This is a genomic window from Burkholderia sp. E168m22 (assembly GCF_001319805.1).
Taxonomy (GTDB): Bacteria; Pseudomonadota; Gammaproteobacteria; order Burkholderiales; family Burkholderiaceae; genus Burkholderia; species Burkholderia orbicola.
The window spans coordinates 20536-43072 of the sequence record NZ_BBSK01000098.1 but is presented as its reverse complement, the minus strand read 5'-3'; the positions used below and the strand labels follow the sequence as shown (position 1 = coordinate 43072).

Annotated in this window: 21 protein-coding genes; 14 read left to right on the top strand and 7 right to left on the bottom strand. The window is 65.3% G+C overall.

All coding sequences use genetic code 11. The annotated features are described in order from the left end of the window. Positions 1 to 12 precede the first annotated feature (12 nt). From acnA to AP428_RS22515, 5 genes are all read right to left on the bottom strand, one after another. A complete protein-coding gene (gene acnA / locus AP428_RS22535; RefSeq protein ID WP_011548110.1) occupies positions 13 to 2730 on the bottom strand; it encodes an aconitate hydratase AcnA in 2718 nt (905 codons plus the stop codon). A 52-nt stretch (positions 2731 to 2782) separates the two neighbouring features. After that, complete coding sequence (locus AP428_RS22530; RefSeq protein ID WP_011548109.1) at positions 2783 to 4234, bottom strand: bifunctional 2-methylcitrate dehydratase/aconitate hydratase; 1452 nt, start codon at positions 4232 to 4234, stop codon at positions 2783 to 2785. A gap of 18 nt (positions 4235 to 4252) precedes the next feature. Beyond that, positions 4253 to 4768: a hypothetical protein gene (locus AP428_RS22525; protein ID WP_006479359.1), complete on the bottom strand. Its 516-nt coding sequence runs from the start codon at positions 4766 to 4768 to the stop codon at positions 4253 to 4255. Positions 4769 to 4998: 230 nt separating this feature from the next. Next, positions 4999 to 6006, bottom strand: coding sequence for a CoA ester lyase (locus tag AP428_RS22520; protein ID WP_006479358.1), 1008 nt, complete (start codon positions 6004 to 6006; stop codon positions 4999 to 5001). 185 nt (positions 6007 to 6191) lie between these two features. Beyond that, a complete protein-coding gene (locus AP428_RS22515; protein WP_006479357.1) occupies positions 6192 to 7178 on the bottom strand; it encodes a malate dehydrogenase in 987 nt (328 codons plus the stop codon). A gap of 288 nt (positions 7179 to 7466) precedes the next feature. Here AP428_RS22515 and AP428_RS22510 point away from each other — a divergent pair, with 288 nt between their 5' ends. From AP428_RS22510 to gltA, 7 genes are all read left to right on the top strand, one after another. After that, entirely contained in the window at positions 7467 to 8291 is an 825-nt protein-coding gene (locus tag AP428_RS22510; RefSeq protein WP_006479356.1) for a GntR family transcriptional regulator, read from the top strand. A 168-nt stretch (positions 8292 to 8459) separates the two neighbouring features. Next, a complete protein-coding gene (sdhC, locus tag AP428_RS22505) occupies positions 8460 to 8876 on the top strand; it encodes a succinate dehydrogenase, cytochrome b556 subunit (protein WP_006479355.1) in 417 nt (138 codons plus the stop codon). Positions 8877 to 8880: 4 nt separating this feature from the next. Then, positions 8881 to 9249, top strand: a complete 369-nt coding sequence (gene sdhD / locus AP428_RS22500) for a succinate dehydrogenase, hydrophobic membrane anchor protein (protein WP_006487767.1) — start codon at positions 8881 to 8883, stop codon at positions 9247 to 9249. A gap of 3 nt (positions 9250 to 9252) precedes the next feature. Further along, the gene (gene sdhA, locus AP428_RS22495; RefSeq protein ID WP_006479353.1) at positions 9253 to 11028 is read left to right on the top strand and encodes a succinate dehydrogenase flavoprotein subunit; all 1776 of its coding nucleotides are present in this window, start codon (positions 9253 to 9255) and stop codon (positions 11026 to 11028) included. Positions 11029 to 11050: 22 nt separating this feature from the next. Beyond that, positions 11051 to 11752, top strand: coding sequence for a succinate dehydrogenase iron-sulfur subunit (locus AP428_RS22490; RefSeq protein ID WP_006479352.1), 702 nt, complete (start codon positions 11051 to 11053; stop codon positions 11750 to 11752). Between the two features lie 6 nt (positions 11753 to 11758). Next, positions 11759 to 12031 (top strand): succinate dehydrogenase assembly factor 2, encoded by a 273-nt coding sequence (locus AP428_RS22485; protein WP_011548107.1) that lies wholly within the window; start codon positions 11759 to 11761, stop codon positions 12029 to 12031. Between the two features lie 66 nt (positions 12032 to 12097). Beyond that, positions 12098 to 13399 carry a citrate synthase gene (gene gltA / locus AP428_RS22480; protein WP_011355741.1) on the top strand — a complete coding sequence of 434 codons (1302 nt, stop codon included), beginning with the start codon at positions 12098 to 12100 and terminating at the stop codon, positions 13397 to 13399. A 90-nt stretch (positions 13400 to 13489) separates the two neighbouring features. Here the strand turns inward: gltA and AP428_RS22475 are convergent, their stop codons facing one another. Beyond that, positions 13490 to 14467, bottom strand: coding sequence for an AraC family transcriptional regulator (locus AP428_RS22475; RefSeq protein ID WP_011548106.1), 978 nt, complete (start codon positions 14465 to 14467; stop codon positions 13490 to 13492). A gap of 70 nt (positions 14468 to 14537) precedes the next feature. On the opposite strand from AP428_RS22475, the gene AP428_RS22470 reads away from it, so the two are divergent. The 5 genes from AP428_RS22470 (at position 14538) to AP428_RS22450 (ending at position 19482) form a co-directional block, all read left to right on the top strand. After that, the gene (locus AP428_RS22470) at positions 14538 to 14927 is read left to right on the top strand and encodes a VOC family protein (protein WP_011548105.1); all 390 of its coding nucleotides are present in this window, start codon (positions 14538 to 14540) and stop codon (positions 14925 to 14927) included. A 110-nt stretch (positions 14928 to 15037) separates the two neighbouring features. Then, positions 15038 to 16288, top strand: coding sequence for a DUF1479 domain-containing protein (locus tag AP428_RS22465; RefSeq protein WP_011548104.1), 1251 nt, complete (start codon positions 15038 to 15040; stop codon positions 16286 to 16288). A gap of 208 nt (positions 16289 to 16496) precedes the next feature. Then, positions 16497 to 17255, top strand: coding sequence for a dimethylarginine dimethylaminohydrolase family protein (locus AP428_RS22460; protein WP_023474468.1), 759 nt, complete (start codon positions 16497 to 16499; stop codon positions 17253 to 17255). Positions 17256 to 17352: 97 nt separating this feature from the next. Beyond that, entirely contained in the window at positions 17353 to 17817 is a 465-nt protein-coding gene (locus tag AP428_RS22455) for an Lrp/AsnC family transcriptional regulator (protein WP_006487769.1), read from the top strand. A gap of 102 nt (positions 17818 to 17919) precedes the next feature. Further along, positions 17920 to 19482: an amino acid permease gene (locus AP428_RS22450; RefSeq protein ID WP_011548102.1), complete on the top strand. Its 1563-nt coding sequence runs from the start codon at positions 17920 to 17922 to the stop codon at positions 19480 to 19482. A 52-nt stretch (positions 19483 to 19534) separates the two neighbouring features. On the opposite strand, the gene AP428_RS22445 is transcribed toward AP428_RS22450, so the two are convergent. After that, positions 19535 to 20260: a glutathione S-transferase gene (locus tag AP428_RS22445; RefSeq protein WP_011548101.1), complete on the bottom strand. Its 726-nt coding sequence runs from the start codon at positions 20258 to 20260 to the stop codon at positions 19535 to 19537. Positions 20261 to 20524: 264 nt separating this feature from the next. Between AP428_RS22445 and AP428_RS22440 the strand changes: the two genes are divergently transcribed. Both AP428_RS22440 and AP428_RS22435 read left to right on the top strand, forming a co-directional pair. After that, positions 20525 to 21130, top strand: a complete 606-nt coding sequence (locus AP428_RS22440) for a TetR/AcrR family transcriptional regulator (RefSeq protein ID WP_011548100.1) — start codon at positions 20525 to 20527, stop codon at positions 21128 to 21130. A 169-nt stretch (positions 21131 to 21299) separates the two neighbouring features. Further along, entirely contained in the window at positions 21300 to 22229 is a 930-nt protein-coding gene (locus AP428_RS22435; protein ID WP_011548099.1) for an alpha/beta fold hydrolase, read from the top strand. Positions 22230 to 22537 lie beyond the last annotated feature (308 nt).

Sequence of the window (22537 nt, the reverse complement as noted above, 5' to 3'; positions counted from 1 at the left end):
ACAGCCGCGCGCTTACGCTGCGAGCAGCGAGCGCAGCACGAACGGCAGAATCCCGCCGTGCTTGTAGTAGTCGACTTCGATCGGCGTATCGATGCGCAGCAGCACCGGCACGCGCTGCGTTTCGCCGTTCTTGCGATGGATCACGAGCGTGACGTCCTGCTGCGGCTTGAAGTCGTCGCCAAGGCCTTCGATGTCGTACGTCTCTTCACCGGTGATGCCGAGCGACTGGACGCTGTCCGCGCCCTTGAACTGCAGCGGCAGCACGCCCATGCCGACCAGGTTCGAGCGGTGGATGCGCTCGAAGCTGCGTGCGATCACGGCCTTCACGCCGAGCAGCTGCGTGCCCTTCGCGGCCCAGTCGCGCGACGAGCCCGTGCCGTACTCTTCGCCCGCGAACACCACGGTCGGCGTGCCGGCTGCGACGTACTGCATCGCTGCGTCGTAGATCGACTGCTGTTCGCCGCTCGGCTGGTGGATCGTCAGGCCGCCTTCGACGCGCGTGCCGTCCGCCTTCGGCGGGATCATCAGGTTCTTGATCCGGACGTTCGCGAACGTGCCGCGCATCATCACGTCATGGTTGCCGCGGCGCGAGCCGTAGCTGTTGAAGTCGGCCTTCTGCACGCCGTTTTCCTTCAGCCACTTGCCTGCCGGCGAGTCTTCCTTGATCGAGCCTGCCGGGCTGATGTGGTCGGTCGTGACCGAGTCGCCGAAGATGCCCAGTGCGCGCGCGCCCTTGACCGTCGGGATCGATGCAGCCGGCTCCATCGAGAAGTCGTTGCCGAAGAACGGCGGCTCGGCGATGTACGTCGACTTCGGCCAGTCGTAGACCTCGCCCGATTCGCCCTCGATCTTGCTCCAGAGGTCGCCCTTCTTGGTCAGCTTCGAGTAGTTGTCCTCGAACTTCTTCGGATCGAGCGCGAACTTGAGCAGCGCGTGGATTTCGTCGCTCGTCGGCCAGATGTCGCCGAGGTAGATGTCACGGCCGCCCTTGCCCTTGCCGACCGGCTCGGTCATCAGGTCACGCGTGATGTTGCCGGCGATCGCGTACGCGACGACCAGCGGCGGCGACGCGAGGAAGTTCGCGCGGATGTTCGGGTGGATACGCGCTTCGAAGTTACGGTTGCCGGACAGCACGGCCGCCGCGACGATGTCGTTCTTCGTGATCGCCTCGTTCAGTTCCGGCGTCAGGTCGCCCGCGTTGCCGATACAGGTCGTGCAGCCGTACGCCGCGACTTCGAAGCCGAGCTTCGACAGGTAGGGCAGCAGGCCCGTCTTCGTCAGGTATTCGGTGACGATGCGCGATCCCGGTGCGAGCGAGGTCTTGATCTTCGGATCGACCGTGAGGCCGGCCTCGACCGCCTTCTTCGCGAGCAGGCCGGCGGCCAGCAGCACGCTCGGGTTCGACGTGTTCGTGCACGACGTGATCGCGGCGATCAGCACGTCGCCGTTCTTCACGTCGACGCCGTTGCTCGTCGTGTATTGCGTGTTCAGGTCTTCCGCCTTCTTCGCGAAGCCGTTTTCCGCGACCGGCTTCGAGAACAGGTCGGTGAACGTCGACTTGACGTGGCCGATCTCGATGCGGTCCTGCGGGCGCTTCGGGCCGGCCAGCGACGGCGCGACCGTCGCGAGGTCGAGCGTCACCGTCTTCGTGTAGTCGATGTCGCCGGCCTTCGGGATGCCGAACAGGTTCTGCGCCTTGAAGTAGTTTTCGAACGCGGCGATTTCGGCCTTCGTGCGGCCCGTGCCTTCGAAGTAGTCGATCGTCTTTTCGTCGACCGGGAAGAAGCCCATCGTCGCGCCGTATTCCGGCGCCATGTTGCCGATCGTCGCGCGGTCCGGCAGCGACAGCGAGCGCGTGCCTTCGCCGAAGAATTCGACGAACTTGCCGACGACCTTCTCCTTGCGCAGCATTTCGGTGATCGTCAGTACCAGGTCGGTGGCCGTCACGCCTTCGCGCAGCTTGCCCTTCAGCTCGACGCCGACGACGTCCGGCGTCAGGAAGTACACCGGCTGGCCGAGCATGCCGGCTTCCGCCTCGATGCCGCCCACGCCCCAGCCGACCACGCCGATGCCGTTGATCATCGTCGTGTGGCTGTCCGTGCCGACGAGGGTGTCCGGGTAGTACACGGTGTCGCCGCCGTCGGTCTTCTTGTGGACGCCGCGCGCGAGGTATTCGAGGTTCACCTGGTGGACGATGCCCACGCCCGGCGGCACGACCTTGAACGTGTCGAACGCCTGCATGCCCCACTTCATGAACTGGTAGCGCTCGTTGTTGCGCTGGAATTCCAGCTTCATGTTCAGGTCGAGCGCGTCCTTCTGGCGGAAGTAGTCGATCTGGACCGAGTGATCGACGACGAGATCGACCGGGACCAGCGGTTCGATCTTCTTCGGGTTCTTGCCCGTGCGTTCGGCGACGCCGCGCATGGCCGCGATGTCGGCGAGCAGCGGTACGCCCGTGAAATCCTGCAGCACGACGCGCGACACGACGAACGGAATCTCGTCGACGCGCTTCGCGGTCGGCTTCCAGTTCGCGAGCTGCTCGATGTGCTCTTCGGTGATCTTCTTGCCGTCGTAGTTGCGCAGCACGGACTCGAGCACGATGCGGATCGACACCGGCAGGCGTTCGATCTTCGTCTTCAGTTCCTTGCCGAGCTGCGGCAGCGAGTAGAACTTGCCTTTGCCGGAACCGCTGTCGAATTCCTTGAGGGTCTTGTGGAGATTGTGGGCCATGGTGATTTTCCTGGGTTTAAGGCTAGGAAACTACGTGTCCTGTAAATGACGGCTATATCACGTACAAGTCGACGTACTCATCGACCGGCATCGCTTCGAGCTTTGCCTGGTCCAGCGACACGTCGAGAATCGCTTGTTGCTGCTTGGCCGGAAAGCGACGGGCGAGGTTGGTCCTGAACTTCTCGACCAGGAGCGGAACGCCTTCGGCGCGCCGCCGCCGATGGCCGAGCGGATACTCGACCGCCACTTCGGCAAGCTTCGATCCGTCCGTGAACGCGATCGTCAGCGCATTCGCGATCGATCGCTTGTCCGGATCGTGGTAATCCTTTGTGAACTGCGGATCCTCGACGCACACGGTTTTCGCGCGCAGCGCGTCGATGCGCGGGTCCGCCGCGGCCGCGTCTTCATAGTCGGCCGCGGTCAGCCGGCCGAACAGCAGCGGCACGGCGACCATGTACTGGATGCAGTGGTCGCGGTCGGCCGGATTGGCGAGCGGGCCCTGCTTGTCGATGATGCGGATCGCGGCCGCGTGCGTGCGGATCGTGATCCGGCTGATGTCGTCGGTCGTGCGGCCCGCCGCGGCGAGCTGCGCGTGCAGCTGCAGCGCGGCCTCGGCGGCCGTCTGCGCATGAAATTCGGCGGGGAATGCGATCTTGAACAGCACGTTTTCCATCACGTACGTGCCGTACGGGCGCTGGAAGCGGAACGGCTTGCCGTCGAACAGCACGTCGTAGAAGCCCCAGGTTTTGGCGGTGAGCGCCGACGGATAACCCATTTCACCCGTTTTCGCGATCAGCGCGAGGCGCACCGCGCGGGACGTGGCATCGCCGGCCGCCCACGATTTGCGCGAACCGGTGTTCGGCGCATGGCGGTACGTACGCAGCGCGTGGCCGTCGACGAATGCGTTGGAGACCGCGTTGATCAGCTCGTCGCGCGTGAGCCCGAGCAGGCGCCCGACGACGGCCGTCGATGCGACCTTCACGAGCAGCACGTGGTCGAGCCCGACCGCGTTGAACGAGTTCTCGAGCGCGAGGCAGCCCTGGATCTCGTGGGCCTGGATCATCGCGACTAGCACGTCGCGCATCGCGAGCGGCTTCCGGCCGGCCGCGCGGGCCGTGCGGGAGAGCCAGTCGGCCGTCGCCAGGATCCCGCCGAGGTTGTCGGACGGATGACCCCATTCGGCGGCGAGCCAGGTGTCGTTGAAGTCCAGCCAGCGGATCATCGCGCCGATGTCGAACGCGGCCTGGACGGGATCCAGCTGGAAGGACGTGCCCGGCACCTTCGCGCCGTTCGGCACGATCGTGCCGGGCACGACGGGGCCGAGCAGCTTGGTGCAGGCAGGGTAGGACAGCGCCTCGAGTCCGCATCCGAGCGTGTCGATCAGGCAATGACGCGCCGTCTCCAGCGCGAGCGCGCCGTCGATGCCGGTGTTCAGCACGTAGTCGACGATGTCGACGAGTACCGAATCCGGCGCGGGGCGGACGTTGGAGACCGGGGCGGACATCGAGGGGCCGGGGGACGCTTAGTTCGCGGCCGGCTTCAGCTCGTTCGACTGCGTCGGCGCTGCGTTGCCCTGTGCCATTTCCGGCGTCACGCATTCGTCCGCGAGACGCTCGCCGCCGTTCGCGTCGGAGAACAGCATCGCCTTGGTCGGGATCACGACCAGCTTGAAGCCGGCTGCCGGATCGTAGAACGTGTCGGCGCCCGTCGTCGTGGCCTGACGCGGCAGCTTGTAGTTCTTCTTCGCCCAATGAACCGTGACGACCTGGTCGCGCTTCATGTCGCCGGCGAGGTCGAACGACAGGCCTTCCTTACAGGCCCACTTGACCGCGCCGTCCGGTACCGGATCGACCTTGGCGGCTGCGCGCGCCTGCGCCTTCTTGCTGCGCGGGATGATGCGCTTGGCCGGCGCCGGGCGCTTGGCCGTGGCCTTCTTCGCGGTCGTGGTGGCCGTACCCTGGGCAAACGCGCTCGGAGCCGACACCAGCATCGTGGCGGACAAGGCGCCGATGGCGGTAGCGATCAGGAGTTTCTTCATGGAGTCAGAACCTTTCGATAATCAGTTGACAAGGGCCGGCAATCGAAACTGCCGGCCGGGTTGAAACTGCACGCGCCCCGAAAGCGCGCAGCGGCCGCTATTTTCACCTATTTGGCCGCGCATATATCAGGTTTTCGGGCTCCGTTACGTTTTTTGTCGTTTCGCAAACCTCTGTCCGGCTTGCGTCCCGGCGAATGCATGAAACGCGTGTATCGGCCGGCGGCGCGCCCTCAAGGCGCGGCGCCCGCGGCGGCCGGGCCGAACAGCGGCGCGGCCTCGTCCGGTACGGGCTGGCCGGTGGCCCGCGCACGGCGCAGCACCGACCAGTAATAACGGTAACTCGCGCGATCGTGCAGCGTATCACCGTGGCGCGTCGGGCCCCAGTCGGCGGCCTGCGCGGCGAGCAGGATCTCGGCGGCCAGCGTGACTTCGTCGGTGCGCGGCGCGAAGGCGTCGACGATCGGGCGGATCTGCGCGGGATGGATGCTCCACATCCGCGTGAAAGCGAATTCGTCGCGCGCGCGGCGTGCATCGCCGGCGACGACGCCCATGTCGCGCACCTCGGTCGTCACGTTGTGCGACGGCGTCTTGCCGTGCGCATGACAGGCCGCGGCGATTTCCAGCTTCGCGCGGCGCACGAGCGGGTGGTCGAACTGGCCGGGCGAGCGCATCGCGGAATCGGGGATCGCGCCGTGGTGCGCGGAGACGAAATCCATCAGCCCGAAGCTCAGCGTGCCGACCGTTGGCAGTGCGGCGAGAGCGGCCGCCTGCGCGAGCGCGCCGTGCGTCTCGATCAGCACGTCGACCGGGATCGGCTGCGCGATGCCCAGTTCGCGGCGCGTGCCTTCGATGAACGCGGTCATTTCGGCCGCGTCGGCGGCGTTCGCGATCTTCGGCAGCGTGATGTAGGCGGGTGCGCGCGACGCACGCAGCACGATGCGCACGTCGTCGCGCCAGTGCGGGTGGGAAAAGTCGTGGATACGGACGCCGACGCGGCCGAAGCGGTTCTCGGCGCTGCCGAGCAGGTCGGCGACGAGCGCCGCGTGGGCGGCTTCCTGGCCGACGGTCGCACCGTCCTCGCAGTCGAGCGTGAGGTCGAACACCGGGCCCAGCTCGGCCTGCAGCGCGAGCGACTTGCGCATCAGCTTCTCGCTGCCCGCGTAGTGATCGCAGCAGGGCAGGATCGCGGGCGGGGACGCCCCGTCGTACAGCACTTGTGCAGGAGTGAGCGCGGCCATCTCGTCTACGTCAGGGGAGCGTGTCAACGTGGAGAAAATCGGATTCGGGCAGGTTCTGGGCCGGTGCGCGGCGGGCGCGGGGCGGCAAAACGTGCGCGGATCGGATCGGCCGGCACGGGCCGGCGGCATGCCGGCCCGTGCCGCAGCCGGGCGCCCCGAAGGCCGCCCGGCACGATGCGTGATGCTTAGTTCTTCAGCAGGTGGGCGACGCCATCGCGCTCTTCGAGCAGCTCGGCCAGCGTGCCGTCCATCTTCTCGCGCGAGAACGCGTCGATTTCCAGGCCTTCGACGCGCTTGTATTCGCCGTTTTCGCAGGTGACCGGCACGCCGTAGATGATGTCTTCGGGAATGCCGTACGAGCCGTCCGACGGGATGCCCATCGTGACCCACTTGCCGTTCGTACCGAGCACCCAGTCACGGACGTGGTCGATCGCCGCGTTGGCTGCCGACGCCGCCGACGACAGGCCGCGCGCTTCGATGATCGCCGCGCCGCGCTTGCCGACGGTCGGGATGAACGTGTCGCGGTTCCACACGTCGTCGTTGATCAGCTTCAGCAGCGATTCGCCTTCGGCGGTCGCGAAGCGGAAATCCGGGTACATCGTCGGCGAGTGGTTGCCCCACACGGCGAGCTTCTCGATCGACGCGACCGGCTTGCCCGACTTCGCGGCGAGCTGCGACAGCGCGCGGTTGTGGTCGAGGCGCAGCATCGCCGTGAAGTTCTTCTTCGGCAGATCCGGCGCCGACTTCATCGCGATGTACGCGTTCGTGTTCGCCGGGTTGCCGACGACCAGCACCTTCACGTCGCGGCTCGCGACTTCGTTCAGCGCAGCGCCCTGAACCGTGAAGATTTCGGCGTTTGCCGACAGCAGGTCCTTGCGCTCCATGCCCTTCGAGCGCGGACGTGCGCCGACCAGCAGCGCGACGTCTGCATCCTTGAATGCAACCTTCGGATCGTCGGTGATCACGACGCCGGCGAGCAGCGGGAACGCGCAGTCGTCGAGTTCCATCACGACGCCCTTGACGGCGCCTTGGGCTTGCGGGAGGTCGAGCAGTTGCAGGATGACCGGCTGGTCCTTGCCGAGCAGGTCGCCGTTCGCGATGCGGAACAGCAGGGAGTAAGCGATTTGACCTGCGGCGCCGGTGACGGCAACGCGCTTTGCGGGCTTAGCCATTGAAAATCTCCAGGACGGGTGAAGCGTTGGACGCGAGCGAAAACGCCATTCTATGCGCGTTGTGCGTAGCGTTGCATTGAAGCAGGGCGGAGGACTCGCGATGGCAGACGCGGTGAACCTGGAGACGGCCGTGGCACGTAGCCGGGGACGCGCTGTTGCACCCGCGAACCCTTGCTCGACCGGGAGTGTAGGAGCCGTCAGGCGCAAAGTCAAACGGTATCATATGTCTTATATAAGACAGATGTTTTGCGGAAATTGAGTGGACGAAAAAGTGCGGTTTGTGATGAAATGCGCGCCATGACATCGAACCAGGCGAACACCGCGAATCAGACCGGCGCAGGCGGCCCAGGGCAGCCGGGCGCGGGCGATCCCGCAGCCTCGCCCGCGGCCTCCGCGTCGCCGACGTTCAGCCCGTTATACCAGCAGATCAAGTCATTGATCACGCAAAGTCTCGAATCCGGCGAATGGAAGCCGGGCGAGATCATCCCCAGCGAAGTGGAGCTCGCGGCCCGTTACAAGGTCAGCCAGGGCACCGTGCGCAAGGCGATCGACGAACTGGCCGCCGAAAACCTCGTCGTCCGGCGGCAGGGCAAGGGCACTTTTGTTGCAACGCACAATGAGGATCGCGCGCAGTTCCGTTTCCTGCGTCTCCTGGCCGATGACGGTGCCGAGCACCCGCACGTGAGCCGCCTGCTCGAATGCCGGCGCCTGCGTGCGCCGGCGGAGATCGCGCGGCAGCTCGACCTGAAGCCCGCCGATCCCGTCGTGCAGGTGCGCCGCCTGCTGGAATTCGACAGCGAAGTGACGGTGCTCGACGAGATCTGGCTGCCGGGCGCGATGTTCCGCGGGCTCACGTTCGAGCGGCTGAGCGAGTACAAGGGGCCGCTCTACGCGATGTTCGAGACGGAGTTCGGTACGCGGATGATCCGCGCGACGGAGAAGATCCGCGCGGTGGCGGCGGACCCGGCGGTGGCCGACCTGCTGCACGTGCCGGCGGGGTTCCCGTTGCTGTCGGTCGAGCGCGTGTCCTATACGTACGGGGACCGGCCGGTGGAAGTGCGTCGCGGCTGGTATGTCACAACCGGGTACTACTATCAGAATGACTTGAGCTGACGACGTTCGGCTCAGCCGCGTGCATTCGCGTTTCCCACGCTCGCGAAGCACGTTTCGGGCCGCCTTTGTTCTTGTTCGCGCAATTATCCAGAGCAGACTTTCGCTGCAGCGCGATATAAAAAGGCGCTAAAATCGCGGATTAGTGTGACAACATAGTAGGGGTCTAGCATGACTGACGCAGTAAGAAAGCCGAGGCCGGAATACCGGAACATCGGAATCGGCGACATCACGTTGAAATATCGCATGCCGCTGGCCGCGATATTGTCGATTCTCCATCGTATCAGCGGCGCGCTGCTGTTCCTGTTCCTGCCGTTCCTGCTGTTCCTCTTCGACCAGAGCCTCACCTCCGAGCTCAGCTTCGAAGTCTTCAAGGCTTTCCTCTCCAACATCGTCGTCAAGCTGGTCGTCCTCGCGTTGTCGTGGGCCTTCTTCCACCATTTCTGCGCCGGCATTCGCCACCTGCTGATGGACGTCAACCACGACGCCGTCACGAAGGAAGGCGGCAAGCGGACGGCAGTCGTCGTCTTTGTCGTCTCGATCGCGCTGACGATCGCCATGGCACTCAAACTGTTCGGAGCATTCTAAGAAAATGGCAGCCAACAACCGAATCGGCTCGAAGCGCCTCGTCGTCGGCGCACACTACGGCCTGCGCGACTGGCTCGCGCAGCGCGTCACCGCCACGATCATGGCGGTCTACACGGTCATTCTGCTCGTCCTGTTCTTCGGCGCGCACGATTTTTCGTACGAAGGCTGGGCATCGATCTTCGCCGCGCAATGGATGAAGCTCGCGACCTTCGTGATGCTGCTTTCCCTCTTCTACCACGCATGGGTCGGCGTGCGCGACATCTGGATGGACTACGTGAAGCCCGTCGGTGTGCGCCTGCTGCTGCAATCGCTGACCATCGTCTGGCTGCTCGCATGTGCGGGCTACGCCGCGCAGATTCTCTGGAGAGTGTAAAGAATGGCTGCAATCAAAACTTCCCTCCCGCGCCGCAAGTTCGACGTCGTGATCGTCGGCGCAGGCGGCTCCGGCTTGCGCGCAGCGCTGCAACTGTCGCGCGCGGGCCTGTCGGTCGGCGTGCTGTCGAAGGTGTTCCCGACGCGTTCGCACACGGTGGCCGCGCAGGGCGGTATCGGCGCGTCGCTCGGCAACATGAGCGAAGACAACTGGCACTACCACTTCTACGACACGATCAAGGGCTCCGACTGGCTCGGCGACCAGGATGCGATCGAGTTCATGTGCCGTGAAGCGCCGAACGTCGTGTACGAACTCGAGCACTTCGGCATGCCGTTCGACCGCAACGCGGACGGCACGATCTACCAGCGCCCGTTCGGCGGCCATACCGCGAACTACGGCGAGAAGCCGGTCCAGCGCGCTTGCGCGGCCGCCGACCGTACCGGTCACGCGCTGCTGCACACGCTGTACCAGCAGAACGTCGAAGCGAAGACGCAGTTCTTCGTCGAATGGATGGCGCTCGACCTGATCCGCGACGCGGACGGCGACGTACTCGGCGTGACGGCCCTCGAGATGGAGACGGGCGACGTCTACATCATGGAAGGCAAGACCACGCTGTTCGCGACGGGCGGCGCAGGCCGGATCTTCGCGGCATCGACGAACGCGTTCATCAACACCGGCGACGGCCTCGGCATGGCGGCGCGCTCGGGCATCGCGTTGCAGGACATGGAGTTCTGGCAGTTCCACCCGACCGGCGTGGCCGGCGCGGGCGTGCTGATCACCGAAGGCGTGCGCGGCGAAGGCGGTATCCTGCGCAACGCGAACGGCGAGCGCTTCATGGAGCGCTACGCGCCGACGCTGAAGGATCTGGCGCCGCGTGACTTCGTGTCGCGTTCGATGGACCAGGAAATCAAGGAAGGTCGCGGCGTCGGTCCGAACAAGGATCACGTGCTGCTCGACCTGTCGCACATCGGCGCCGAGACGATCATGAAGCGTCTGCCGTCGATCCGCGAAATCGCGCTGAAGTTCGCGAACGTCGACGCGATCAAGGAACCGATCCCGGTCGTCCCGACGATCCACTACCAGATGGGCGGCATCCCGACCAACATCCACGGTCAGGTCGTCGGCACGTCGCGCGATCACAAGGAACCGGTCAACGGCTTCTACGCAGTGGGCGAATGCTCGTGCGTGTCGGTGCACGGCGCGAATCGTCTGGGCACGAACTCGCTGCTGGACCTCGTGGTGTTCGGCCGTGCGGCCGGCAACCACATCGTCGAGCACGTGAAGAACCAGAAGGAACACAAGCCGCTGCCGGCTGACGCAGGCGAATTCTCGCTGGCGCGCCTGGCGAAGCTCGAGAAGTCGAGCTCGGGCGAGTACACGCAGGACGTCGCGAACGACATCCGCGCGACGATGCAGAAGCATGCAGGCGTGTTCCGCACGTCGGCGCTGCTGAAGGAAGGCGTCGCTCAGATGGCCGACCTGAAGGCGCGCGTGGAAAACATCCACCTGAAGGACAAGTCGAAGGTGTTCAACACCGCGCGCGTCGAAGCGCTCGAGCTGGAGAACCTGATCGAAGTGGCTCGCGCCACGATGGTGTCGGCCGAAGCGCGCAAGGAAAGCCGCGGTGCACACGCACACAGCGACTACGAACACCGCGACGACGACAACTGGCTGCGCCACACGCTGTGGTACAGCGAAGGCGATCGCCTCGACTACAAGCCGGTTCAAATGAAGCCGCTGACGGTCGAATCCGTGCCGCCGAAGCCGCGCACGTTCTAAGCCGAGTCAAAGGGAATCCGAAATGGCAAAACGCATTTTTGAAGTCTACCGCTACGATCCGGACAAGGACGCAGCGCCGCGCATGCAGACGTACGAGCTCGAGATCCAGCATGAACGCATGCTGCTCGACGCGCTGGTCAAGCTGAAGGCACTGGACGAGACGCTGTCGTTCCGCCGCTCGTGCCGTGAAGGCGTGTGCGGTTCGGACGCGATGAACATCAACGGCAAGAACGGTCTCGCGTGCCTGACGAACCTGAACGACCTGCCGCAGAAGATCGTGCTGCGTCCGCTGCCGGGCCTGCCGGTCGTGCGCGACCTGATCGTCGACATGACGCACTTCTTCAACCAGTACCACTCGATCAAGCCGTACCTGATCAACGACGCGCCGCCGCCGGAGAAGGAACGCCTCCAGTCGCCGGAAGAGCGCGACGAGCTCGACGGCGTGTACGAGTGCATTCTGTGCGCGAGCTGCTCGACGTCGTGCCCGAGCTTCTGGTGGAACCCCGACAAGTTCGTCGGCCCGGCCGGCCTGCTGCAGGCTTACCGCTTCATCGCGGACAGCCGCGACACCGCCACCGGCGAGCGTCTCGACAACCTGGAAGACCCGTACCGTCTGTTCCGTTGCCACACGATCATGAACTGCGTCGACGTTTGCCCGAAGGGCCTGAACCCGACGAAGGCGATCGGCAAGATCAAGGAACTGATGGTTCGTCGCGCGGTATAAAGATTGATGAGCGACGATTCGCATCAATCCGACCCGCACCGCCGCGCGCGCCTTCGCTGGCGCGCGCGGCGGGGTCTGCTGGAGAACGACATCGTTTTCGAACGGTTCTTCGGCAGATACGAGCATGACCTCACCGATGCAGACGTAGGCGCGTTGTCGCGCCTGCTCGATCTGAGCGACAACGACCTGATGGACTTGCTCCTCGCGCGCAAGGAACCAGAGGGCGACCTAGACAGCCCGGACATTCACCGGCTGTTGGAGATGCTGCGCAACGTGTAACGCCAAGGTGTAACGCGCTGTGCCCGTTATCGAATCCCGTTTCTTTATTTCGATTGAGGATGTGCCATGACTCCGTCTGATGTTAAAGCCACGCTATCGTTCAGCGACAACTCGCCGAGCGTCGAACTGCCGATCTACAAGGGCACGATGGGCCCGGACGTGATCGACATCCGCAAGCTGTACGGCCAGACCGGCAAGTTCACTTACGACCCGGGCTTCATGTCGACGGCAGCTTGTAATTCGGCGATCACGTACATCGACGGCGACAAGGGCGAACTGCTGTATCGCGGCTACCCGATCGACAACCTCGCGCAAAACGCGGACTTCCTCGAAAGCTGCTACCTGCTGCTGAAGGGCGAACTGCCGAACGCCGCACAGAAGAAGGAATTCGTCGACACCGTCACGAAGCACACGATGGTGCACGAGCAGATGCACTTCTTCTTCCGCGGCTTCCGTCGCGACGCGCACCCGATGGCGATCCTGGTCGCCGCAGTCGGCGCGCTGTCCGCGTTCTACCACGACTCGCTCGACATCAACGACCCGCGTCACCGCGAAGTGTCGGCGATCCGCATGATCGCGAAGCTGCCGACGCTCGTCGCGATGGCGTACAAGTACAGCATCGGCCAGCCGTTCGTGTATCCGAAGAACTCGCTGTCGTACAGCGCGAACTTCATGCACATGATGTTCTCGAACCCGTGCGAAGAGTACAAGGTCAACGACGTGCTCGTCCGCGCGCTCGACCGTATCCTGATCCTGCACGCCGATCACGAGCAGAACGCATCGACGTCGACGGTCCGCCTGGCCGGTTCGTCGGGCGCCAACCCGTTCGCGTGTATCGCGGCCGGTATCGCGTGTCTGTGGGGCCCGGCGCACGGTGGTGCGAACGAAGCCGCGCTGAACATGCTCGAGCAGATCGGTTCGCCGGACAACATCCCCGAATTCATCAAGCAGGTGAAGGACAAGAATTCGGGCGTGAAGCTGATGGGCTTCGGCCACCGCGTGTACAAGAACTACGATCCGCGTGCGAAGCTGATGCGCGAAACGTGCTACGAAGTGCTGAACGAACTGGGCCTGCACGACGACCCGCTGTTCAAGCTCGCGATGCAGCTCGAGAAGATCGCGCTGGAAGACGAATACTTCGTGTCGCGCAAGCTGTACCCGAACGTCGACTTCTACTCGGGTATCGTCCAGCGCGCGCTGGGCATCCCGACGTCGATGTTCACGTGTATCTTCGCGATGGCACGTACGGTCGGCTGGATCGCACAGTGGAACGAAATGATCGGCGATCCCGAGCAGAAGATCGGCCGTCCGCGCCAGCTGTTCATCGGCGATACGCCGCGCGAAGCGAAGCCGCTCAACGCACGTTAAATCGTGTGCGGCGCGAACGGCCGGCAGGCCGCTCGCGTCCGGCAATCGCCACGCCACGACACCCCGACGGGTCAGCCCGTCGGGGTGTTTTCATTTGTGCGGCCGACGTTGGCCCGATCCGCCGCGGTGCTCCAGCGACGGTGGCCGTGTGTCGAGCGCGGGCGCATCGCCGTCGGGTGCATGGCCATGCTGCTTGAAGAACTGCCGGTATGCGCCGGGCGTCGTGCCGCGCGCGGCGAGGAACTGGCGATTGAAGTTCGCGGTATTCGGAATGCCGCAGCGCGCGGCCACCGTCGCGATCGGCCAGTCGGTGCCGACGAGATGGCGGCACGCGTGCGCGAGCCGCAGCCGCTGCACGTAGCGGCCGACGCTTTCGCCGAGATGCCGGACGAACAGCCGTTGCAGTGTGCGTTCGGACAGGTGCGCGACGGCGGCGAGGGCGTCGATGCGCAGCGGTTCGTGGAAATGCCGGTCGATCGCGTCGAGCACGCGGTCGAGGCGTTCGGCTTCGGGGGCGGCCGGGTCGGCGGGCGACGGCGCGCCATCGGCCAGGTCGTACGCCTGCGCGGTGGCGAGCGGTTCGCCGCCTGTTTCCGCGAGATCGGCAAGCGTGTCGAGCGTGGCCGCGAGCCGCACGCGCGGCGACGGATCGAGCAACCGCGGCAGCCGCGCGCGCATCGCGCGGGCCGTCTCCACGTCGAAGTGCAGGCCCGGCGCCGCACGTCGCAACAGCGAGCGCAGCGGCGCGTATTCGGGGCAGCAGTCGGCCAGCCGCCGCATCCAGTCTCCGTCGAACCAGACGACGAGCGCGACCTCGGGCGCGTCGCGATCGATGCGCGCGTTCGACGACCACGTATGCGGCAGGTTCGGCGGCACGAGCACGAGATCGTCGTCCGCGTAACGCGCGACGTGGTCGCCGATGAAGCGCTGGCCGCGGCTGTTGAGCGTCAGCGTCAGCTCGTACTCGGGGTGGCGATGCCATTCGAACGGAATGCGCGCGAGCTGGCGGTGATAGACGCGGATGGAGCAGCCGGACGCAAACGTCACGTGCTCGTATTGCGGTTTCATCGCGGCCTCCGTTGGGGCAGGCAGCGCGTCGTGGCATGATCGGGAGCGATCGTCACCACGGAGCGATGCCATGTTTTCACATGTTTGCGTGGGCGTCAGCGATACGGCACGCGCCTACGATTTCTACGCGCCGCTGTTCGCGGAACTCGGGCTGCGCCTGAAATTCCGCGAGCCGGACGGCTGGTCGGGCTGGATGCCGGCAGACGCCGAGCGGCCGCTGTTCTTCTTCGGCAAGCCGCTCGACGGCCATCCGCCGGAGCCGGGTAACGGCCACACGATCGCATTCGATGCGCCAACCCGTGCGCACGTCGATCGCTGCCACGCGCTCGCGCTGCGGCAGGGCGGCACCTGCGAAGGGCTGCCGGGCCTGCGACCGCACTATCACCGCGACTACTACGGCGCTTATTTTCGCGATCCGGACGGCAACAAGCTCTGCGTGGTCTGCCATCGTCCAGAGTGACGCATGATTGTCAGGATTGTATCGATCATTGGCTGAATAGTGGTGATGGTGATCACGTGTCGGCCGTACGCTGACAGCACATCACGACATGCTTCAGCGAGGAGACGACGATGCAACTGACGATTGACGATCTGCCCGCCGCGATTCGCGCGGCGAAACGGGCGCTGCGCGCCGACCTGCCCGATTACGCGGCCACGTTCCGCGAAGTGGAGGGCGACATCGCACGGCAGGTCGACGCGATCCGCCGCGCGCACGCGCACGGCCAGGACGTGATTCCGGTCGTGCCGTTCGCGGATATCGCGGGTGGGCGGGTCGATCCGCACGCGATGGCCGCGATCCGCACGCATGGCGCGGTGGTGATTCGCGGCGTGTTCGATGCGCGGCAGGCGCGCGACTGGAATGACGAGATCGGCGCGTATCTGGATGCGAACCGTTTCACCGAGCGGCTGCATGCACGCGCGGAAGACCGCTATTTCGGCAATCTCGCGTCGGGCAAGCCGCAGATTTACGGGGTTTATTGGTCGAAGCCGCAGGTGGCCGCGCGCCAGTCGCCGGCGCTGACGCAGGCGCGGGTGTTCCTGAACCGTCTGTGGCGGCATGCGGACGGTGCGCGCACCCATTTCGATCCCGATCAGGTGCCTGCGTACGCGGACCGGATTCGCCGCCGGCCGCCCGGTTCGACGTCGCTCGGGCTGTCGCCGCATGTCGACGGCGGCTCCGTCGAGCGCTGGCTCGGCGCGAATTTTCGGCAGGTCTATCGTCACGTGCTGGCCGGGCGCTGGCGCGACTACGATCCGTTCGATGCGGCGTTCCGCCCCGACGTCGAGGAAATTCCGTCGCCGGCCGTGTGTTCGATGTTCCGCACGTTCCAGGGCTGGACCGCGCTGACGCCGCAAGGGCCCGGCGACGGCACGCTGCAGCTGATTCCGGTCGCGAATGCGATGGCCTATGTCGTGCTGCGCGCGCTGCAGGACGACGTCGCCGACGACGACCTGTGCGGCGCGCGTCCCGGCCGCGCGCTGTCGATCCGCCCGGAATGGCACGCGCTGCTGCTCGACGCGCTCGTGCCGATCCCGCACATGGAGCCGGGCGACGCGGTGTTCTGGCATGGCGACGTCGTGCATGCGGTCGAGGATGCGCATCGCGGCAGCGGCGACAGCAACGTGATGTACATCGCGGCCGCGCCCGGCTGCGCGAAGAACGATGCGTACCTGCAACGCCAGCGTGTGGCGTTCCTGCGCGGCGACAGCCCGCCCGATTTCCCGGCCGATCATTTCGAGGTCGATTTCGACGGGCGCGCGCAGGCGGGCGAACTCACGGCGCTCGGCCGTGCGCAGATGGGGTTCGCGCCCGACGCGTAAAGCGTGTGAGGCGGGCGAAAACCGCCGTTCGCGAGAGGGCGGGCGGCCGGTCTGCCGAATCCGCTGCGTGACGCGCGCAATTCGACGCAATCGGCTGTCGGCACCGCCGAAATCGACGCGAATTGCGCAATTTGGCTTCCGATAATGGTCCGGACACAACGCCGCCGGCCCGTGCGCCGCACGGGTGCGGCAGACCATGGAGGAGTCGATGCAATTCACGCAAGCGATCGTTCGCCGTCCCGCGCCGTCCTGCGGCGCGGGTCTGACCACCGCCGAACTCGGCGCGCCCGATTACGACAAGACGCTCACGCAGTTCCACGCATACTGCGACGCGCTGCGCGCGCTCGGCGTCGAGTTGACCGAACTGCCGCCGCTGGATGCGTTTCCCGATTCGCACTTCGTCGAGGACGTCGCGGTCGTCACGCCCGAATTCGCGGTGATCACGCGCCCCGGCGCGCCTGCGCGGCGCGGCGAGACCGTTCATATCGAAGCGGCGCTCGCCGCGCATCGCGACCTATTGCCGATGCAGCAAGGCCGACTCGACGGCGGCGACGTGATGCAGGTCGGCAAGCGCTTCTTCATCGGCTTGACGAGCCGCACCGACGCGGAAGGTATCGCCGCGTTCGAGTCGCTGGTGTCGCGCCACGGCTATTCGGTCGTCGCGGTGCCGGTCGGCGCCGGCCTGCACCTGAAATCGGTCGTCAACGCGCTCGGCGACGACACGCTGCTCGTGACCGACGCACTGGCCGCGCATCCGGCGTTCGCCGACTATCGCCGGATCGCGATCTCGGCCGCCGACGAATACGCGGGCAACACGCTGCGCGTGAACGGCACGCTGATCACCCCGGCCGGTTACCCGCGCGTGCATGACGCGATCGCGTCGCTCGGGTTGCCGCTGCACGTGATCGACACGAGCGAATTCCGCAAGATGGACGGCGGCCTGACCTGCCTGTCGCTGCGGTTCTAGCCGATTGGCGCGCGGCCGCTTCGGCCGGATAATGTGGCCCCGCGCGGAACGGCAGACGTTGCGCGCACCAGCCACGACCCGACCGGAGCGAACGCGGATGACCGACAAGAAGATGCAGCTCGACAAGATCGATCTCCGGATCCTCGACATCCTGCGTACCGACGGGCGCATTTCCTACCGGAAGCTGTCGGAACTCGTGAACCTCACGCCGCGGCCGTGCCAGGCGCGCGTGGAGCGGCTCGAGGCGCTCGGCGTGATCGAAGGGTATCGCGCGGTGATCAAGGCGCCGCGCGCGACCAAGCCGATCGTCGTGATCGCGCAGATCGTGCTGGCCGACCACGGGCGTTCGCAGGCGCCGTTCGAAGAGGAAATGCGCGCGAATCCGGCCGTGCTCGACTGCTGGCTCGTCAGCGGCACGTTCGATTTTCTCGTGCGGCTCGCGTGCGAGGATCTCGACGAGTACCGGCGGATCGCGAACGTGTGGCTGGAAAGCCCGCGGTTCCGGATCGAGAAGATCGTGACGACGGCCGAACTGCAGGCGATCAAGCGCAGTGTCGTGTGATGCGACCGGCCCGGCAGGGCCGGTTTCGATGCGAATGACCGGAGCAATCGATTTGCATTCCAAATCAAATCGGCTGGCCGGATCACAATCAGGGTGAGCACTATGGATGCTATGCAAGCGGCAGCGGAGACGGCCGCGCCGTCCGGGACGACGCTGAAGCGCCGTCTGCAGGGCCGCCACATCGCGATGATCGCGATCGGCGGTTCGATCGGCACGGGGCTGTTCGTCGCGTCGGGCGCGTCGGTCGCGCAGGCGGGGCCGGGCGGGGCGATCGCCGCGTATCTCGCGATCGGGATCATGGTCTACTTCGTCGTCACGGGGCTCGGCGAGATGGCCGCGCTGATGCCGGTATCGGGCTCGTTCGCGATCTACGGCGAGAAGTATGTCGACGAAGGCTTCGGCGTCGCGCTGGGCTGGACCTACTGGTACAGCTGGGCGGTGACGATCGCGATCGAGCTGGTCGCCGCGCAGATCGTGATGCGCTACTGGTTTCCGTCGGTGCCGGGCGTGTCGTGGGGCGCGGGTTTCCTCGTGCTGATTTTCCTGCTCAATACGCTGTCGGTGCGCGGCTTCGGCGAATCGGAATACTGGTTCTCGCTGATCAAGGTCGTCACCGTGATCGCGTTCATCGCGGCCGGGCTGCTGATCGCGGCCGGCGTGCTGGGCGACGGGCATACCGGCACCGGGTATGCCGGCACCGGGCATACCGTCGGCTGGCGCAACTTCACGACCGGCGACGCGCCGTTCGTCGGCGGCGTGCACGCGATGATGAGCGTCGCGCTGATCGCGGGCTTCTCGTTCCTCGGCACCGAGCTGGTCGGCATCACGGCCGGCGAATCGGAAAACCCGCGCAAGACGATTCCGCGCGCGGTGAAGCAGATCTTCTGGCGGATCATGCTGTTCTACGTGCTCGCGATCTTCGTGATCGGCCTGCTCGTGCCGTACACCGATCCGAACCTGCTGAAGAGCGACGTGACCGATGTCGGCGTGAGCCCGTTTACGCTGGTGTTCAGCCACGCGGGGTTCCCGCTCGCCGCCGGCGCGATGAATCTGGTGATCCTGACGGCCGTGTTGTCGGCCGGCAATTCCGGCACCTACGCGGCGACGCGGATGCTGTACAACCTCGCGTCGGAAGGGCGCGCGCCGGCGATGTTCGCGACGCTGTCGCCGGGCGGCGTGCCGCGCAACGCGCTGTACGCGACGATGGCCGTCGGCGGGTTGTGCTTCCTCACGTCGCTGACCAACAACCAGCGCATCTATCTGTGGCTGCTGAATACGGTCGGCATCACCGGCTTCATCGCGTGGCTCGGCATTGCGGTCTGCCATTACCGGTTCCGCAAGGGATTCCTGAAGCAGGGCTATCGTCTCGATCAGCTGCCGTATCGCGCGAAATGGTTTCCGTTCGGGCCGTTGTTCGCGATCGCGATCTGCATCGTCATTTCGCTCGGCCAGGATTACCAGGCGTTTTTCGCGGCACGCATCGACTGGATGGAAGTGCTGTCGATCTATGTGTGGATTCCGCTGTTCGTCGCGATCTGGTGGGCGTATCGCCGCGCGCGCAAGAGCCGGCTCGTGCGCTACGAGGAGATGGACATCGGGCCGTGGCTCACGCGCTCGGTCGGGGCCGTCGACGCGGCCGCCGCGCAGCACGGGCAGCCGCATTGATCCTGCGTGAAATCCGCCCGCGCGCGCACTTTCCGCGGTACGTGCCCGGCCGTTACTTGTCCAGCTCCGGATAGTGCCGGAAGATCCCCATGTCGTTGAACGGGATGCGGCGTTCCGACTCGAGGTAGCGCGCGACCGGCGGATGCTGCGCGACGCGATCGTGCAGCGCGACCAGCGCCGCGACCTTGCGCTCCGCGCGCTTCATCGCTTTCGGGAACGCGTAGCGCAGGCCCTCGATCAACTGGAACATCGTCAGGTCCGCATAGGTGAGCGCGCTGCCGGCGATATAGCCGCTCTTGTGGGGATTCTGTTCGAGCAGGCGATCGAAGTAGCCGAGGAATTTCGGCAGCCGGTTCTCGAGGAAATCGGCGGCGCGCTCGGCTGCTTCCGCTTGCTGCTCCTCGTAGTAGAGGCCGCTGCCGATCGGATGGTGGGTGTCGTGGATCTCGGTGACGAAATCGGCGGCGGTCAGCTGGATCTGGTGCACCCACAGCCGGCCGGCTTCGTCGTCAGGCGCGAGCCCGAGCCGCGCGCCGAGAAACAGCAGGATGTTCGCGGTCTGCCCGACGACCACGTCGCCGGCCTTCAGGAACGGCGGCGCGAACGGCACGCATTCGGCCTTCGCGCTGTCCATCATGCGCATCATGGCCGACACGCCCATTCCGCGCCCCGATTCGCGCGCGACGTCGACGTAATCGGCCTCGGCCGCCTCGAGCGCGAGCCGCACGTATTCGCCGCGGCCCTGGATCTCGGGCCAGTAATAGAGTTCGTATTGCATGCAAGTCTCCTGTCCGGTCGATGCGCCGGGATGCACGCATCGCGATGGCGGGGAGGGCGGCCGCGCGCCGCCCGTTGCGAATAGACAGTCTATGAGATCGAGTGCGAAATGCCCGTGGCGCCGCGTGTCATGTGCGGCGTTCGTCGCAGCCATTCGGCCGGTCTCCGGTGAATGGCGACCTGCGTCGTGTCGGGGCCACGCATCGTATGCCTGCTGACGGTTCGCATGGCTTGATTCGGAAATGATCATTTCCTATAATGCCGCATGGCTACGAAAATTGCAGCGAACGTTGGCAGGCCGCGAGAATTCGATATGGATGACGCGCTGGACGGCTTCATCCGCGTCTTTCGCGAGCGTGGCTATCATGCGACTTCTATCGGCGACCTGTCCCGGGAGACGGGGCTCACTGCCGGCAGTCTTTACAAGGCCTTTGCCGACAAGAACGCGATATTCGTTGCCGCGTTGAACCGGTACATCGATCGGCGCGTAAGCGAGCTCAACGTGATCCTTGCCGATGAAAAAAGCGGACGAGACAAGGTGCGAGCGCTCCTGCGCTTTTACGCGGACGTCTCGCATGGAGACGAGGGTCGAAAGGGCTGTCTGGTCGTCGCCGGCGCCATTGTTCTGAGTACGCTGGATAGCGAGATCGCCGGCATCGTCCACAAATCGATGCAGAGGATCGAGCGTCTCCTTCGCGATTTGATCAAGCAAGGGCAGGCCGATGGATCCGTCGATGCCGCGCTGAACGCGCAAGCCGCGTCGAGCTGTCTGTTTGCCATGGTGCAGGGGCTTCGAGTGGTGGGGAAGCTCGGCCAGAGCCGGAGCGACATGTCGATGCTGGTCGACGAGGCAATGCGGCTGCTCGACTAAGGTTTCTGCGTTGCCCGACAGATGACTCGATGTGAGGTAACGCGCGAAACGGCGCATGCACGTGGTCCGGTTTCGCCGAATTGGGAAATGGGTATTTCCGAACGAAATGGCTCCCGCTGCCGGGGGGGGCATCATCCAGGACAGTCGATTCTGTAGAGAGGACGAACTTATGTACCAGCATCAATCAACCGAGGCTGCTTCGCACCTCGAGGCCACGCCCTATTTTCGGGAAGACCCGCGGCTCACCGGCTTTCGTCATCGGTTCGATACGGTAGACGGGGTGCGCCTTCATTTTGTCGAAGGAGGCCGCGCCGACGGCGAGACCATCGTCCTGCTCGCCGGGTTTCCGGAAAGCTGGTACGCGTGGCGGAGAGTCATGCCGCTTCTCGCGGACGAATTCAGGATCGTGGCGCCGGATCTTCCCGGACAAGGCGACTCGGACCGTCCACTCGTCGGTTACGACACACAGACCGTCGCGGCAACGCTTGCGCGCCTGCTGGAGCGGCAAAATATCGCGCGCTTTTACCTGGCCGCTCACGACGTCGGGGCGTGGGTCGCCTATCCGTTTGCCGCGATGTATCCCGAATCAGTGAAGCGATTGGCGTTGCTCGACGCGGGGATACCCGGCGTCACGCTGCCGGCCGCACTGCCGATCGAGCCCGGCAACGCATGGCGCACGTGGCACTTCGCATTTCATACTGTCGCCGACCTGCCGGAGACGCTGATTGCCGGCAAGGAGCGCGAGTATCTCGATTGGTTCTTGCGTCGCAAGGCGGCCAATCCCGAGTCGTTCTCCGACGCGGATGTCGACGAGTATCTCCGGGTGTTCACCCGGGACGGCGGGTTGCGAGCGGGGCTGGCCTTCTATCGGGCCGTGTCGGAGTCGTCGGCGCAGAACCGCAAGCTGCAGGCGCTGGGGAAGCTGAAGATGCCCGTGCTCGCCGTCAGTGCGGATCAGGGATCCATACCTGACATGGCGGGGCCGCTCGAACATGTCGCGGAGGAGGTGACGGCTGCGACGATCGCGTATAGCGGGCATTTCATTCCTGAAGAACAACCGCAGGCGCTGGCGCGCGAGTTGCGCGATTTCTTCCGGTAGCACGCCGCCGCAAGTCGATTGCAATGCCCTGGGGCGGCCTGCGACGGTCGAGAAATCGCGCCGCGCAAGCCAGCATGGGTGCGGCGCACGGATGCGTCGCACGCGTGGGCGCGTTTGGGCGGGTTGCGTATGGCTCGCGACAACCTGCGCCAAGTGCGTATGCCGACGGCGCGACTTGTCCGCGTCCAGCCGCCGCGCTTGCCGGGTAATGCTTATCCGGGTATCGCGTGTACCACCCAACTCACTGTTTTTATTAACTTTTTTCGTTATCGTGGTACTCCGCGGGCCGATTTTGCGTGGCATAATCG